This is a genomic window from Bradyrhizobium sp. SZCCHNR1002 (assembly GCF_032381435.1).
Lineage (GTDB): Bacteria > Pseudomonadota > Alphaproteobacteria > Rhizobiales > Xanthobacteraceae > Bradyrhizobium > Bradyrhizobium aeschynomenes.
Window position 1 is genome coordinate 78,249 of record NZ_JAUHIS010000002.1, and the last position, 15,325, is coordinate 93,573.

12 protein-coding genes, 1 tRNA gene and 2 pseudogenes are annotated in these 15,325 nt (G+C 61.3%); 9 read left to right on the forward strand and 6 right to left on the reverse strand.

Annotated elements, in window-relative coordinates; translation table 11 throughout:
- Positions 1–18: 18 nt before the first annotated feature.
- The 6 genes from QX108_RS12860 (at position 19) to QX108_RS12885 (ending at position 6,528) form a co-directional block, all read left to right on the forward strand.
- Entirely contained in the window at positions 19–1,023 is a 1,005-nt protein-coding gene (locus QX108_RS12860; protein WP_315718692.1) for an amidohydrolase family protein, read from the forward strand.
- 387 nt (positions 1,024–1,410) lie between these two features.
- On the forward strand, positions 1,411–2,856 hold the full coding sequence (locus QX108_RS12865) for an aldehyde dehydrogenase family protein (protein ID WP_315785623.1): 1,446 nt from the start codon (positions 1,411–1,413) through the stop codon (positions 2,854–2,856).
- Between the two features lie 18 nt (positions 2,857–2,874).
- A complete protein-coding gene (locus QX108_RS12870; RefSeq protein ID WP_315785339.1) occupies positions 2,875–4,458 on the forward strand; it encodes an NAD(P)/FAD-dependent oxidoreductase in 1,584 nt (527 codons plus the stop codon).
- A gap of 37 nt (positions 4,459–4,495) precedes the next feature.
- A complete protein-coding gene (locus tag QX108_RS12875; protein ID WP_315718690.1) occupies positions 4,496–4,669 on the forward strand; it encodes a hypothetical protein in 174 nt (57 codons plus the stop codon).
- The gene (locus tag QX108_RS12880; RefSeq protein WP_315785342.1) at positions 4,666–5,826 is read left to right on the forward strand and encodes an iron-containing alcohol dehydrogenase; all 1,161 of its coding nucleotides are present in this window, start codon (positions 4,666–4,668) and stop codon (positions 5,824–5,826) included. Before QX108_RS12875 ends, QX108_RS12880 begins: the two co-directional genes overlap by 4 nt.
- A gap of 18 nt (positions 5,827–5,844) precedes the next feature.
- Positions 5,845–6,528 carry a helix-turn-helix domain-containing protein gene (locus QX108_RS12885; RefSeq protein WP_315785345.1) on the forward strand — a complete coding sequence of 228 codons (684 nt, stop codon included), beginning with the start codon at positions 5,845–5,847 and terminating at the stop codon, positions 6,526–6,528.
- Between the two features lie 593 nt (positions 6,529–7,121).
- Here QX108_RS12885 and QX108_RS12890 read toward each other — a convergent pair.
- Positions 7,122–8,576: a DEAD/DEAH box helicase family protein gene (locus tag QX108_RS12890; protein ID WP_315785348.1), complete on the reverse strand. Its 1,455-nt coding sequence runs from the start codon at positions 8,574–8,576 to the stop codon at positions 7,122–7,124.
- A gap of 195 nt (positions 8,577–8,771) precedes the next feature.
- Positions 8,772–9,627: pseudogene (locus QX108_RS33500) on the reverse strand (TOTE conflict system archaeo-eukaryotic primase domain-containing protein); the annotation flags it as partial.
- Between the two features lie 88 nt (positions 9,628–9,715).
- On the opposite strand from QX108_RS33500, the gene QX108_RS12900 reads away from it, so the two are divergent.
- The 3 genes and pseudogenes from QX108_RS12900 to QX108_RS12910 form a co-directional block, all read left to right on the forward strand.
- Positions 9,716–10,540 carry a hypothetical protein gene (locus QX108_RS12900; RefSeq protein WP_315785354.1) on the forward strand — a complete coding sequence of 275 codons (825 nt, stop codon included), beginning with the start codon at positions 9,716–9,718 and terminating at the stop codon, positions 10,538–10,540.
- Positions 10,524–11,189 carry a nucleotidyl transferase AbiEii/AbiGii toxin family protein gene (locus tag QX108_RS12905; RefSeq protein ID WP_315785357.1) on the forward strand — a complete coding sequence of 222 codons (666 nt, stop codon included), beginning with the start codon at positions 10,524–10,526 and terminating at the stop codon, positions 11,187–11,189. The genes QX108_RS12900 and QX108_RS12905 overlap by 17 nt, the downstream gene beginning before the upstream one ends.
- Positions 11,190–11,689: 500 nt before the next feature.
- Positions 11,690–12,101 (forward strand): annotated as a pseudogene (locus QX108_RS12910) (IS5/IS1182 family transposase); the annotation flags it as partial.
- Positions 12,102–12,309: 208 nt separating this feature from the next.
- Here QX108_RS12910 and QX108_RS12915 read toward each other — a convergent pair.
- The 4 genes from QX108_RS12915 to QX108_RS12930 form a co-directional block, all read right to left on the reverse strand.
- A tRNA-Lys gene (locus QX108_RS12915) sits at positions 12,310–12,385 on the reverse strand.
- A 176-nt stretch (positions 12,386–12,561) separates the two neighbouring features.
- A complete protein-coding gene (locus QX108_RS12920; protein WP_315785359.1) occupies positions 12,562–13,179 on the reverse strand; it encodes a Spy/CpxP family protein refolding chaperone in 618 nt (205 codons plus the stop codon).
- 149 nt (positions 13,180–13,328) lie between these two features.
- A complete protein-coding gene (locus QX108_RS12925) occupies positions 13,329–14,654 on the reverse strand; it encodes a TRAP transporter large permease subunit (RefSeq protein ID WP_315718683.1) in 1,326 nt (441 codons plus the stop codon).
- Positions 14,651–15,217, reverse strand: coding sequence for a TRAP transporter small permease (locus tag QX108_RS12930; RefSeq protein ID WP_315785362.1), 567 nt, complete (start codon positions 15,215–15,217; stop codon positions 14,651–14,653). The genes QX108_RS12925 and QX108_RS12930 overlap by 4 nt, the downstream gene beginning before the upstream one ends.
- Positions 15,218–15,325: the final 108 nt, after the last annotated feature.

Below are 15,325 nucleotides of genomic sequence, written 5' to 3' on the forward strand. Positions count from 1 at the left end.
GCCGCAAGGGAGATCGACATGAAGAAGATTGCGGTCGAGGAAGCCTTCGTCACCGCCGAGATCGCCGCGGAATGGAAGAAGGTGCTGGCGCGCTCCGACGTCGAGCCGGGCTTTGCCAAGATGGGCGAAAGCATCCTGGCCGACACGCCCGGCAACGCGCTGCTGCACGGACGCCTGATCGATATCGGCAAGGGCCGGATCGCCCATATGGACAAAGTCGGTATCGACGTCCAGGTGCTCTCCTTGACGTCCCCAGGCGTCCAGGTGTTCGCGCCGGATCTCGCGGTACGGCTCGCCGCCGAAGCCAACGATGCGCTAGCTGAAGCAGTGCGCGCTGCACCGACAAGGCTGGCCGGGCTGGGCGCCATTGCGCCCCAGGATCCGGTTGCTGCCGCGCGCGAGATCGAACGGATCAAGGCGCTCGGCCTGCGCGGCCTGATCGTCAATTCCCACACGTTCGGCGAATATCTCGATGCGTCCCGCTACGCCCCGATCTTCGAGGCAATGGAGGCAACCGGCCTGCCGATGTACTTGCACCCGCGGGAACCTGGACCCGGAATGGTCCAGCCGTTTCTCGACTATGGCCTGTATTTCGCCGGCTGGGGCTTTGCGGCGGAGACCGGACTGCACGCCATGCGGCTGATCATGTCCGGCACCTTTGCCCGCTATCCGAAGCTCAAGATCATTCTTGGCCATATGGGCGAAGGCATCCCGTTCTGGCTGCAGCGCATCGACAACCGCTATCTGCTGCAGGTGAAAATCGGCGCCGTCGAACAACTGCCCCGACTTCCGAGCGAATATTTCCTGGACAACTTCGTGATCACCACGGCCGGCGTCACTTCGATGCCCGCACTTCGCCTCTCGATCGACGTGCTCGGCGCTGAACGCATCCTGTTCGCCGCCGATTTTCCTTACGAGGATGATGCCGAAGCCGTTCGCTTCCTTGACGAAGCTGCGCTCACGCAGCGCGAGCGCGAACTAATTGCATACCAGAACGCCGAGCGCCTGTTTGCGCTGTCCTGACGCAGCTCGGCCGGCCGCCGACCGGCGAGACATGTCGCGCGATGCAACGTCCTCAGCGGCGGGCCTTGGCGATGCCATCGACTGGACCTGAACCTGCTGCTGGTGCTGGTGCTGGAGCCACATTTCCGTCGCGCTCGATGAGCGATTGAACGTCCGAACCGTCGCTAAGTTCTTTCGAGGATATGGATCGACGTTGTCGATACATATCCGTCTCGCAGTGCGGCAGCCCTCTGCCGCCTCTTCGGAGCACAGATCCGGACCGCGCTCTTCGTTTCACGCGACGTTCGGTTTGACAGCCGGACAATTTCGAGACTACTCTCAAAAACAATAGACGCGGACCCCGGTGACCGAACCAGGGCATCCTACGGCTTTGGGGAGGAATGCATGATCGAGGCATCATTGATCATCGACGGCGTGGAGCGGCCGGGCGCCGCCGGACGGTTCGAAAGGCGCAGCCCCATCAGCGGCGATCTGGTCACGGAAGCAGCCGCAGCGACATCCGAACAGGCCGTCGAGGCGGTGGTGTCCTGCGCGGCGGCTTTTCCCGCCTGGGCCGCGACGGCCCCCGCCGCCAGGCGCGACATTCTCCTACGAGCTGCCGCTTTGCTCGAAGCGCGCACTGACGAGTTCAGGGACGTCATGATCGGCGAGACCGGAGCCTCGAAGCCCTGGTATGTCTTCAACGCGAAACTTGCCGCCGGCATGTTGCAGGAAGCCGCCGGTCTTACCACCCAGGTGAAGGGAGAGATCATTCCGAGCAACAAGCCGGGAATGTTCTCGATGGCGGTACGGCGCCCGGCTGGCGTGGTGTTGGCGATTGCGCCGTGGAATGCACCCGTGATCCTGGCCGTGCGCGCGTTCTGCACGGCCATTGCTTGCGGCAACACGGTCGTTCTCAAGGCCTCCGAGCTTAGTCCCGGGACCCAGTTCAAGCTCGCGCAGGTCATGCACGATGCGGGGCTACCGCCGGGCGTCCTCAACTTCATCACTCACAAGCCGCAGGATGCCGGAGCTGTCGCCGAGGCGATGATCGCTCATCCGGCCGTCCGCCGCGTCAACTTCACCGGTTCGACGCGAACGGGCAGGATCGTCGCCGAGACTTGTGCCCGCTATCTGAAGCCGGCACTGCTCGAGCTCGGTGGCAAAGCTCCGATTCTGGTGTTGAGAGATGCTGATATCGACGCCGCGGTCGCAGCGACCGCGTTCGGCGCCTACATGCACCAGGGTCAGATCTGCATGTCGACCGAGCGCGTGGTTGTCGATCAAGCCGTCGCCGACGAGTTCGCCGGCAAGCTCGCGGCGAGGGCCAAGACTCTGGTCGCAGGCAATCCGTTGACCAGCGATGTTCCGCTCGGCGGATTGATCTCCGTCCAGTCCGTTCATCGCGTGCAGGCCCTGATCGCGGACGCTGTTGGAAAAGGCGCAAAGCTGCTTGCCGGCGGCGAAGCGGACGGCGCGTTGATGAATGCGGCGCTGCTCGATCACGTCAGTCCCGGCATGGACATCTACTACGAGGAGTCCTTTGGACCGGTCACGACGATTGTGCGCGTCAATGACGTCGAGGATGCCATCCGTGTGGCCAACGACACCGAGTATGGTCTTTCCTCCGCGATCTTCACCAGGGATGTCGGTCTCGCGATAGTGATCGCGCAGCGGCTCGATTTCGGCTGCTGCCATATCAACGGACCGACCGTCAATGACGAAGCTCAGATGCCGCTCGGCGGCATGAAGGCAAGCGGATATGGCCGGTTCGGCGGTGCCCCGGGTATCCACGAATTCACCGACGTGCAGTGGATCTCCGTCGAGGATCCCAACCAGCACTATCCGATCTGAGCTCGCGAGGAACATCCAATGTCCAAGAGCTACGACATCGTGGTCGTCGGGTCTGGCCATAACGGCCTGACGACCGCAGCCTATCTGGCCAAGGCAGGCCTGAGCGTGCTCGTGCTGGAAAAGAATGACTGGCTCGGCGGCGGCGTGGTGACCAAGGAGATCCTGGCGCCCGGCTTCAAGTTCGACCTGCATTCGTCGTTGCACGTCAACATCCAGGCCAATCCGCTGATCAGGAATGACGAGTTGAAGCTTCAGTCCAAATACGGCCTGAAATATCTTTACCCGGACGCCGTCTATTCGACGATGTTCGAGGATGGCTCCGCGCTCATTACCTACAAGGATGTCGACCGGACCTGCGAGAGCATTGCCAGGATCTCGCCCAGAGACGCCGAGGCGTACCGCCGCTTTGCGGCGATGAGCATGAAGATCGTGCCGATGGTGACGCAGAGCCTGTTCACGCCGGCGCCGCAGCAAGGACCGTTTTACGCCCTGCTCGACCAAAGCGTTGAGGGACAGGAGATTTTCCGAGCTCTGCAGATGAGCAAGCTCGACATCTGCCGCGAATGGTTCGAGAGCGACAAGCTGATCATCCATCTGCTCAAGTTCGCCGCGGAGACGCTGACGGCGCCGGAGGACATGGGCACCGGATTCATCCTCTATACCATGCCTGGGATGGTTCACACCTATCCGATCGGCGTCCCGGTCGGCGGCAGCGGCGCGCTGGTCGATGCATTGGTCGCCTGCCTTGAAGATCATGGCGCGGAGCTTCGGACGGAAGCACCGGTCGAAAAGGTACTGGTCCAAAACGGCCGCGCCACCTCGGTCCGTCTGGCGTCCGGCGAAGAGATCAAGGCGCGTGTCGCCGTTATCGGTCAAATTCATCCTTGGCTGATCGGCGATATGGTCGAGAAAGTGGCACCGGATGTCGTCGCCCGCGCCAGGCGAGTCAAAACCGGCGCCTTCTCAATCATGCCCCAGCATCTCGCGCTTAACGACCCCCCGAAATACAAGGCCGGCGCCGAGGCCGGCCGGGTGATCCTCGCCAATTATGCACCGCCCACGCTTGAGCGATTCCTGCGCGTCTTCGACAATTATCGCTACGGCGACATGTGGAGCGAAGGATCGACCGACACCATTCTTGCCTCGCATATGCAGTGCCAGTTCGATGAGACCCAATGTCCCCCGGGCAAGGCCGCGATCACCGTCTATGGCTTCGGTCCGTTCGACCTGCGGACCGGTGCGGCATCCTGGGATGAGCGCCAATGGGAAATCGGCGACTGGCTGCTGGAGCGTTACCGCGAATATGCGCCCAACGTCACCCATGAGAACATCATCGGCCGCCGGTTCGATACGCCATTGGAAGTGTCACGGCATTCATCGATGTTCCAGAAGGGCGACGTCAGCGGGGCCGGCGAATATCTGCACCAGATCGGCGGCCACCGTCCCAATCCCGAGCTCGCGAAACTGAAGATACCCGGCATTGAGAACCTCTATCTCACGGGGACCGCGATCAACGTCTCGAGTGTCAGCGGTGCCGGCCGAGCGACCGCCATCAGGGCCTGCCAGGATCTGAAGATCAACTTCGACAGCTTGATCGGGTGAGGCGATGCGGATCTTCACACCGGAAGGGACCGAGCTGATGACGATCACCAGCGTCGACGCGACGGAGGACGGGCTTGTCATCGGCGGCACGATCATGGGCGCCATGCCGATGAAGGGCGTCGTTCGCGGCGACGAGTTGCGGGCCGGCTACAGGTTTCTGAGCTGGGCTCTCGTTGTGAGAGCATTGCGCATGGTCCTCGGCGGAAAATGATCACCGGATTGCAGATGGTCGCGTCACTGCAACTTCCCCGCACCGTGTTCGGCGCCGGTGCACTGTCCTGCCTCGACGAGGAGCTCGATTGTCTGGGCATGAGGCGGCCGATGCTGGTGACCGACCACGGGATCACGACGGTCGGCCTGGTCGATCGCGTCAACGCCGCGCTCAAGCGGGGCCCGGCCGCGGCAATCCTGAACGACGTGACGGAAAATCCCCTGTTCTCGGACGCCGACCGGGGTGCGGCGCTCTACCGGGCAAGCCATTGCGATGGCGTGATCGCGCTCGGCGGTGGCTCGGTGATCGACACGGCCAAATACATCGCGCTGCTCGCCACCAACCCTGGCAGCGTAAGCACCTATGCCGGAAATCCCACGGCCAGGCCTCGGCGATGCGCCCCGCTTGCAGTGCTTCCGACCACTGCCGGAACTGGCAGCGAGGCGTCGCCCGATGCCGGCATCCACCCGGACGCCGCGACCGCCTCGACGGGAATGAGTTCGCTCGCCATCGTGCCGCATCTTGCGATGCTCGATCCGGAGCTGTCGTTGACGCTGCCACCCCGGCTCACCGCAGCCACCGGCATCGACGCGATCTCGCACTGCGTGGAGGGCTATCTGTCCAGCCGAATGTTACCCTTTGCCGACGCGCTCGCATTGGACGGCATCCGACGAGCAATGGCGGCCATCCGAGACGCAACCGAGCGCGGCGGTGACCTTCGCGCACGATCGGAGATGATGGCTGCTGCCTATGCCGGCGGCGTAGCCATCAGCATGGGCCTAGGGCCGGCGCACGCCATCGCGATCACCTGCGGCGACCAGGGCTTCCATCATGGACTGTTGAGCGGCATTGGCCTGGTCTGCTCATTGGATTCCGTCAGCCGTCACGCCTCCGATCGGGCCGCGGCCATTGCGGCGGCGATGGGACTGCCCCCCGGCGCATCGCTTTCCGCGGCCATCGCCGTGTTGATGCGGACCCTGAACCTGCCGGCGACCTTGGCCGAACTTGGCTATAGGGGGGGCGACGTCTCAGCTTTGGGCTCGCGCGCGCATGCGAGCCCGTTCAACCAGACCGCACGCTACCACCCGTCCGCAGCGGAATATACGGAGATGATTCAGCGCTCATTGGATGGGATGATCGGTGCCACCGCAGCCTGACCGTGCTATTGCTTTGAAATGAGCACGCACGCGCCTCAGACGAAGAAAAGCCGGCACTTTCAGGACGCAAGTCAGGACGACACCAAGCGCCTGCGGACGCGAGCGTTGATCCTGGATACGGCCATCGCGGTCATGGCCAAAAAAGGAATCGAACGCACGTCCGTCATGGAAGTCGCCGAGGAGGCCGGGCTCTCCAACGGAAGCTTCTATTATCACTTCCGAAACAAGACGGAGCTGGTCGAGGCCGTCGCCGGCGCCGTCGCGGCCGCATTGGTCCGCGAAGTCGACGAGGCGATTGCTGGAATTGAGCAGGGCACCGAGCGCGTTGCGCTCGCAACGATGTTGTTCATCGAACGCGGTCTGCAGGATCCGACATGGGGGCGCCTGATCGTCCACGCACTCTCCGATCTCGGAGAATTTCGTGAGCAGATCTTTGCGGGGATTCGCAAGGATGTCGGCATCGGCATCCGCCAGGGCTATTTCAAGACGGTCGATTCGCCGGCCCTGTATGCGATGCTGTTGGCCATCGTCAGCGCCGCGATGCGCGAAGCATTGGTCAAAAGAGACGACTCGATTCCGGCAATGGCGGCCCAAGCCATCCTGCGGGTGCTGGGCATCGATATTGTGGCCGCCGAGACCGTCGCAATCAATGCGAAACAGACATTGCGCAAGGGAGATGTCTGGAGCCGGCGCCCACGTTGAGCCTGAACTGCCCATGATGAATGGCAACACATGCCACCAGACGCCTTGGCCGCATCCGGGCCCACCGCGGTCCGTATCTCACTTTCATGCTTTCCGAGGACAATGCGGCTTTGCCGTTGCGTTCCAAATAAGCCGTTGCGAACACCTCATCATTCGCGGCCAACCTGCGTCAGCTCGCGCCGTCCCGTTGTGTCAGCAACGCCTGATGATAACCGCCATGATGCGAAGCGGCAGCGGCGGTCGTCGGGCCCTCGACTCCCGTGACCAGGATGCTCGCCTGGGAGGGCAATCGCCGCATAACTAGCCGCACCAGTTTCGCACCAGAAACGACCTGAACAAACCGCGTGAAACGCGATCGAAACCGAACGAAAATCCAGGAAAATCAACGAACCCGATCAGTATCCTCCCGCTCATAACGGTCTGGTTGCAGGTTCGAGTCCTGCCGGGCCCACCATACGCCCTGGCTGCAGATGTCAGAAGGTCCACTTTCAGACGGCCGCGCAATCGGAGAGCGCGGGGGAGAAAAGGATAGGCTGGCGAAGGTCGAAGGGTCGACATTTCGCAACTCTTCTTTCCCGATAAGGCAGCGACGCTCATAACATCGGCAACATCGTTGGATGGTTTGACAATGTCGCGCCGCTATCGTCGATCGTATAGCCGAGGCTCTTGTAACCCCTGCCCCGCTTCTCGCTCATGCGTTTCAGGACTGGCGCGGCTTCATCGACGTAGTCGTAGACGATGACCTCGCGCTTGGCATGGTATGATCGATGCAGACGCCCGACATATTGTGCGAGCGTTCCCTTCCATGAGATCGGCATCGCAAGAAAGAGCGTATCGAGCCGAGCATCATCGAAGCCCTCGCCGATGTATCGCCCGGTGGCGATCAGCATCCGCTCGTCGGTCGCGGGAATATCGCCGAGCCTTTGCGTTGCGCCTCTTCTTTGCTTCACGCCTACCCCTCCGGTCAAGACGATGACATTGCGTGCGAAACGAGAGAGCCTTTCGGCCAGGAGCAACGCGTGGTCCTTGCGCTCGGTCAAGATGACCGGCGACCGCTTATGCTCCAGCGCCTGTAAGACATCGTCAAAGATCATACCGTTGCGAGCCTCGTCAGCGGCAAGCGCCGCGTAGACCTGCTGAATCGGCGGGCGATCGTACTGGAGCTCAGGTGGAAGCACGAAGGATGTTCTGCGCGGCACGACGCGATGACCGAAGGGACGTCGAGCGGCTTGAGATTTTGCGTCTACGCGAAAACGTACGGGACCACATTGCATGAAGATGATCGGGTGATGACCGTCTTTGCGGGTGACCGTGGCGGAGAGACCCAAGACAAACCTTGCCTTCGCACGTCGTGCCACCGCCTCGAAGCTGACGGCCGAAAGATGATGGCACTCATCGACAATCAGTTGGCCATATCCAGCAACCAGATCATCTACGATGCCCCCGCGGGCAAGGCTTTGGATCATCGCGATGTCAATGATGCCAGTCGGCTTGCGCGCTCCTCCACCAACCTGGCCAATACTGTCCTGCGGCAAATCGAGGAAGTTTTGCAGACGTGTGGCCCATTGCTCCATGAGCTGACGGCGATGCACGGGGATGAGCGTGGTGGCCTTGCGTTCGGCAATCATCGCCGCCGCCACGACCGTCTTCCCGAATCCCGTAGTCGCTGCCAGCACGCCGGTTTCGTGCGCCAGCAGGGCTGTGACTGCTGTCTTCTGCTTCTTGGTCAGCGTCCCAAGAAAGCCCGCCTGGATGTCGGCTCCTGCGTTTCGTTCATCCCGCCAGCACAGATCGACGTTCAGGCCACTCGCCAACTCCTCAACACCCTCACGGCACCCGCGTGGCAGGGCGATGTGATGCGAAAGCAATTCGGCGCATGCGATAATGCGCGGAAGCCCAAATGTCGAAAGCCGCATGGCTTGCGCACTGTAGAACGCCGGGTTCTGAAAGGCGGCCAGCCGAATGGGTCGATTGACGAGGCCGGCGGGAAGTCCTTCACGCTGAATATAGATCTGGTCTGCCAGCATGACATCGATGCGGTCAGGCATGGGTCCGGTAATCGAGATCTCCGGTTTCCGCCGGGAGGGCGGCACGGCCCAAGGCGCATCGTCTTCCTCCTCCAGAGGCAACCGCAGTCCCGTCACTCGTCCGTGCCTTCCGGCCTCTTCGGCAACCGCTGTTGCCTCTGCAAGCGTCATACGCCTGACCGTCGCGAGGAAAGCCCATTGATCGGAATGAGGCTCAAAAGTCGTCTCGTCGAGAAAGAGGCTGTTCCCAGCCGAGCGCGGATCATGTTGCAAGGGAAGCGCGATGAGATTGCCGACCCCCCTGCCGGCATACTATCCTGACTGGGGAAGAACCGGTCATAGGACGAAAAGCCGATGTCTGGATTGCGCTCCATGGTCTCCGTGATGAGATGCGCGCCGAGCCGACGCGCGATCGCGGCTGTAACCGGCTCCGCGAAGAAGATCCACACGTGAGCCCCTTGCCCTGAACGGGAACGCTCGAGCGCCGCCGGAATGCCGCGCGCCGAGCATGCTTGCAGGAAAGCAGCGGACTCATTCATCCAAGTCGCCTTGTCGAAATCGACTGCCAGAAACCAGCAAGTTTCATCCGTCAGGAGAGGATAGACACCAATCGTATGGTGTCCACGGAGGTGTCCACCGATCACATCATTGGTGACGGGAAGGAAGGCATGATGCGGACAGTCACCGCACTTTACTTTCGGCTTGCCGCAGATTCGCGGCATCCACTCATTGCACAGGCCGGGGCATAGCCTGCCTTGCCAGTCTTTGCGTTCTCCCAACGCTTCGGGAACACATCATGTCGGCCTCGAAATAGCGAACGAAACAGAGCTATCTTGGTGGCGGGGCTCGAGGCATTTGTCACCGAGCCGCCGCCGGCAAGATGCGGGCTGGGATGAGCTTCCGGCGTGGAGATCAGCCTATTGAGATTTGCTTGTAGCTCTGCTTTTTCGGATTCGAGCCGTGCCAACCGCTCGCGGAGCGCCGCGATTTCGCGGTCGCGTTCTGTTGTCCCAAGAAGGTCGGGCTGGTCTCGGGTCACGGCTCCTCCCTCGGTTACCATTCTATAGCCCATTGCCGAGGTCCGCGCCTTCAGCAGAACATTTCAGATATTGCAGTTAAGTGAGGGAAGTCATATATTGGGACTCGGCAAGGATCCGACCATGACTACCCATGTGCTGCAATTCGTCCAGCTCTCCGACCGGGACCGCAAGGCGGCCAAGACCTTCGAGAAGCTTGGCAAGGGCGATCAGGTCGAAGTCCGGGTCCGTCGCCGGTCGGGCGAGGATCAAGTCATCAGGCTGCCACCGAATGCAGCGTCGCTGCTGGAGGCGGCGCTCGGCCATCTGCTCCAGGGAGAGCGCGTCGCTGTCCTCGCCGAGGATCAGGAACTCAGTCCGAACGATGCGGCGGACATTCTGGGAATTTCCAGGCCACTGGTCGTCCATCGCATGGACGTCGGTGACCTGCCGTTCCGGTATGTCGGCAAGCACCGCCGTGCCAAGCTAAGGGACGTGTTGATGCTGAAGTCGCAGATCGACGCCCAGCGCGCAGCGATGGAAGCGCTTGCCGAAGACGCCGCGGGTCTTGAGAAGCGCAGAGGCAGTTCCACGGAGACTATTGCGGCCGATCCCGCAAAAAACAAACCGACGCGTCGCACGACGACATCGGATCCTCCCGCACGCTCCTCCAATCGGGCCACAAAGCGTCAGAGCATCGATCAACTTGTTCTGGGCACGATCAACGCTCCATACCGTCGAACCATGGAAGCTGTCGATCTTGTTGATCGCCTCACCTCAAGAGACTGGCAAAACTGGATCGCCCATGTTGCGACGTTCTTTACAGAAGTACGACCTGAACTCGTTCTGGAATTTGCTCGGCTTCACGCTATTCCCATGCAGAACCTGGCTGCCTCTTATCGATCGATGAAATCGGCCACGGGCGAAAGCAACCCTGCATTGGAGCGCGCACTTGAGCGGCTGGCGTAGACTTCTTGGGCGAACACTCGACGGGCTCCAGGACCTCAAGCAGCAGGGCCAGCCGGCTCCAGATTGGGTGCTGGGCGGCGGCACCGCCCTCATGCTTCATGCGAACCACCGGCTGAGCCGGGACATCGACGCGTTCATCGACGACCCACAGTATCTTGCCTTGCTATGGCCTGAGATCACGGACGTATGGAACTGCGCGGATTGGGACAAGGCCGCCCACTATCTCAAACTCAGATATCCAGAGGGCGAGATCGACTTTATCGTCAGCGGCGCCCTCTCGGCGCTTGATCCAGTCGAGAAAGAGATCGACCTGACGTCAATTCGGAAGGGTTGGAAGCCAACGATCATCGTTGAGCCTCCAACGGAGATCGCGCTCAAGAAGATGTACCACCGGGCGACGATGCTGAAGCCTCGCGACATCTTCGACATCACAGTCATCAAAAAGATCGACGGCGTCTCCCTCACCACAAACTTGAGTGCAGTTGCTTCGAAAAAGGACGACCTCCTTCGTCGCGTCAATAGTATCCGCGTCGACTACCTCAAAGCAGACCTCGCAGAGCTCGACATCCAAGCTGGATGGGAGCACGAACAAGAAACGTGCCTCGAAACTGTTCGCGAACTCGTGGAGCAGATTCCAAAAGCCGGCTAGCCGCACGATACGAGAACAAAGGCTTGAATTCGGCTTCTGCATCCGCACCAGAAACGACCGCATCAAAACACAACGAATGCGATCGAAATCAAATGAAAACCCAGCAAGATCAACGAACCCGTTCAATATCCTCCCGCTCATAACGGTCTGGTTGCAGGTTTCAAGCCACGAGACTTAGCGACCACGAATACTGTTGGGGGTCGCCGCACCAGAAACGCACCTGCTTTCGAACGCAGCAACAATGCGCGCCTTGAGCTCGTTCGGAGTGCTCCCTCGACAAACTAATTAGCCGTCTTTAAATAACAAATAAGTATCTGGCTCGGAATCGGATTTATGGATATTGGCGCGTTTCCGATTGCAGGCGTTGGCAGAGTCGAAGCTCGGAAGCCTGAGACTTGCAGATTAGGCATCAATTGAGAGGAACATCGTCGGCAATTGCGCCGCGAACTCGAAGCAGTGTTCGATACGCCGCTGCCCCCGCGAACCAGGTCAGGTCATAGCAGCAGCGCCAGTGCGGCTGGAAGCTCCATTCCTGCACGTGCCGGAGATCGAATGCATCCGCAGGGCAAGGCACGGCGCCTTACGAGTTCGGCGTCAAGGCTTCGATCGTCACCACCAACGGCCGCGAGTCGGGCAGCCAGTTCGTGCTCCATGCGCAGTCTGCGCCGCGTCTTCATCTCCGGGCAGAAGCGCGGCACATTCGACGTTACCGGACGCAAGTTGCGCCGCGCCCAGCCATCGAGCCGATCATCAGCCACATGAAGAGCAATGGGCATCTCGGCCGCAGCCATCTCAAGGGCCGTGAGGGTGACGCCATCAACGTGATCCTTACCGCCGCCGGGCCACAACCTTCGTCACGTCCTCGCATGGCTGAGGGATTTGCCGGCCTCAATTCTGGTCACCCTCAGGTAGGCCGGCGTACGCCATTCGGACGTCAGCAGCTTCTTAACGTTCAAAGAAATTGGATCTGGACAGCACCGAAGATCGTGGCTCGCCAGCCGCACGTCCTCTGGTTCGGTTTTTCAAATTATTGAGAGCAGTATATCGAAAAACACCGTTTGAAAAACCGTTTTAGTTTTTCAAGCCCAAACGGTGTTTCGGCACAAGTCCTTGAAAGGCTTGGTGGGCGCACTAGGGCTCGAACCTAGGACCCGCTGATTAAGAGTCAGCTGCTCTACCAACTGAGCTATGCGCCCGGATCTTGCATCCGGAGAAAGCCTTCGCAAGAGCCGGTCGTTTAGCAAAGCGATTCCGGGATGTCCAGCGATCCCTGACGATTTTTCGGCGATTTCGATGTAGAAAAACCGCCGGCGGGCGGCGGCTTTCCCCAAGCGAAATTCGAAGCGGAATCAGGCGGATCGTCGCCCCGCCCTCAGAGCCGCCCGGACTCCCGATCCTCATCGGACCAGCCCATGCGGTCCATCGGGTGGCCCATCGGTCCCGGACCGAAGCGATGCTCGCCGAAGCGCGGACCATCCCCGGGCCCGCCCTCGCCGCGCTCCATCCAGCGATGGTGGCGCGGACCATCAGGGCCCATCATGCGTCCCATGGGCCGCGTCAACGCCGAGAGCCGACGCTTCTGGCCTTCGTCGAGGGTCTTGTAGAGCGGGTCGGCGGCGTCAGCGACTTTCTTCATCGCATCCGCCGTCACGGCCATGGTGTCGGCGTGGTCACGCAGCCGCGCAACCGGATCGACGTCCTTGTCCTGCGCGTCGTCGGCCGCCTTCATCCGCGCGTTGGCGCGGTCGAACCGCAGCTTGACGAGATCGCGGACGGCGCTCTCGACCGGCGGCCAAAGCTTCTCCTGGTCGGCCGATAGCTTCAGGCCGGCATGGACGGCTGCGATGCGCGCATCGAGCATCGCGGCACGGTCTTCCGGATTCATGCGCGCATGATGCATGTGATCATGAAACCAGCCGCGCTGGGCGTAGACCGCGGTCGAGCCGGCAATGGCGAGCACGGCGACAGCGGCAACGGTGAACTTCCTCATGCCAACCTCCTTGGAAAGCCGGTGCAGCATGAGCCCGCCGCACCCGGTCTTCAACTTACAGTTTGGACAGAGTGTGCGACCTTACGAAGATGTAATTGCTTCAAATCGCTTTCTGTTTCTGCAAATCAGTTTCAGTTCATTGCTACGCCTCAAAGCATCCCCAGCATGCGCGGCAACCAGAGCGAGATTTCCGGGACGTAGGTGACGAGCACCAGGAAGCCCAGCATGGTGAGCAGCCATGGCATGACGGCAATGGTCAGCTCGGTGATGCCCATCTTGGCGATGCCGGAGGCGACATAGAGATTGAGGCCCACGGGCGGATGGCACATGCCGACCTCCATGTTGACCACCATCAGGATGCCCAGATGCACCGGATGGATGCCGAGCTTGACCGCCACCGGGAACAGGATCGGCGCCATGATCAAGACGATCGAGGTGGCCTCCATGACGTTGCCGGCGAGCAGCAGCAGGATGTTGACCACCAGCAGGAACACGATCCAGTTGACGCCCGCCGCAGCCATCCAGTTGGCGATCTGCTGGGGAATGTTCTCGTTGGCCATCAGGAACGAGAACAGCACGGCATTGGTGATGATGTAGAGAATCATCGCGCTCATGTTCGCCGAGCCGAGCAGCACCTTCGGCACGTCCTTCAGCGACATGTCGCGATAGACGAACACCGCGATGACGAAGGCGTAGACGGCGCTGACGGCGGCGGCCTCGGTCGGCGTGAACTTGCCGGTGTAGATGCCGCCGAGCACGATCACGATCAGCAGCAGGCCCCACATGCATTTGCGGAAGGCCGTGAAGCGCTCGGCCCAGCTGGCGCGCGGCAGTCTCGGATAGTCGTTCTTCCAGGCGCGGTAGAAGGTCGTGAGGCCGAGCAATGTCGCCAGCATGATGCCGGGGACCACGCCGGCGATGAACAGCTGCCCCACCGAGGCCGAGGAGACGCGGTGGCCGGCAGGATCGAGTGCGATGCTGCCGCCGGTCGCCACCGAATACACCACCATGACGATCGAGGGCGGGATCAGGATGCCGAGAGCGCCCGACGTCGTGATCACCCCGGCGCCGAACCGTTTGGGAAAACCCTGCTTCACCATCGCCGGCAGCATGATCGAGCCGATCGCGATCACGGTGGCGGGCGACGAGCCCGACACGGCGGCGAACAGCGCGCAGGCCACGACGCCGGCAAGCCCCAGGCCGCCATACCAATGCCCGACCATCGAGGTCGCGAAATTGATCATCCTTCGCGCGACACCGCCATGGGTCAGGAAGTTGCCGGCGAGAATGAAGAACGGGATCGCCATGATCTCGAAATTGTCGATGCCCGTGAACAGCTTCAGCGCGACCGATTCGGTCGGCACGTTGGTCATGAAGAACACGAACGACAGCACGGTGAGGCCGAGCGCGATCGAGATCGGCATGCCTGTCAGCATCAGGAAGATGAGCAGGCTGAAGATCAGGAGGCTGCTCATCGCAGCACCTCCGTCGCCGTCGGGTCGACACCTTCGACGTAAGCGTGGTCGTGATGCGGCAGTTCGTCGTGGCGGAGATAGTGCCAGGCGACCTGGAGGAAGCGGAAGCACATCAGGTAGGAGCCGAGCGGGATGCACAGATAGACCAGCCAGCTCGGGATCTCCATGTCCGGCGTCACCTGGTCGGTCATCGACAGGCCATAGACGAACTTGGCGCCCATCGTGCCGATGATCGCGGTGAACAGCGCCCCGCACAGCAGGCCGAACAGGATCGTCACCTTGCGCAACGAGGGCCTGAGCATGTTGACGACGACGTCGACGCCGACATGGATGCCGGTGCGCACGCCATAGGCGGCGCCGAACTTGGCCATCCACACGAACATGTAGATGCACAGCTCCTGCGCCCAGGACAGGTCGATCGGGAACAGGATCGGATAGAGGAAGGGTATGCCGACCAGATAGCGGTGCAGCACGGCCACGAAGATGATCGAGGTCGCCGCCGCGATCAGGAATGCGATCAGGATCTCCTCGAGCCGATCGAGGATGCGCAACAGGAAACCCAAGTCCCCTCCCCCCAAACTTCAAACGTTCACGGCGCTTGTCGCGCCGTCTGCTTGTTTTGGGCGTCCCCCGGAACGCCTTGTCTGTTGCGATGCGCGGGGCGGACAGCC

Bases quoted from the DNA above. Each gene is read 5' to 3' on its own strand.
- QX108_RS12860 (WP_315718692.1), top strand. From the start codon at position 19: ATGAAGAAGATTGCGGTCGAGGAAGCCTTCGTCACCGCCGAGATCGCC.
- QX108_RS12870 (WP_315785339.1), top strand. From the start codon at position 2,875: ATGTCCAAGAGCTACGACATCGTGGTCGTCGGGTCTGGCCATAACGGC.
- QX108_RS12875 (WP_315718690.1), top strand. From the start codon at position 4,496: ATGACGATCACCAGCGTCGACGCGACGGAGGACGGGCTTGTCATCGGC.
- QX108_RS12880 (WP_315785342.1), top strand. From the start codon at position 4,666: ATGATCACCGGATTGCAGATGGTCGCGTCACTGCAACTTCCCCGCACC.
- QX108_RS12885 (WP_315785345.1), top strand. From the start codon at position 5,845: ATGAGCACGCACGCGCCTCAGACGAAGAAAAGCCGGCACTTTCAGGAC.
- QX108_RS12890 (WP_315785348.1), bottom strand. From the start codon at position 8,576: ATGCCTGACCGCATCGATGTCATGCTGGCAGACCAGATCTATATTCAG.
- QX108_RS12900 (WP_315785354.1), top strand. From the start codon at position 9,716: ATGACTACCCATGTGCTGCAATTCGTCCAGCTCTCCGACCGGGACCGC.
- QX108_RS12920 (WP_315785359.1), bottom strand. From the start codon at position 13,179: ATGAGGAAGTTCACCGTTGCCGCTGTCGCCGTGCTCGCCATTGCCGGC.
- QX108_RS12925 (WP_315718683.1), bottom strand. From the start codon at position 14,654: ATGAGCAGCCTCCTGATCTTCAGCCTGCTCATCTTCCTGATGCTGACA.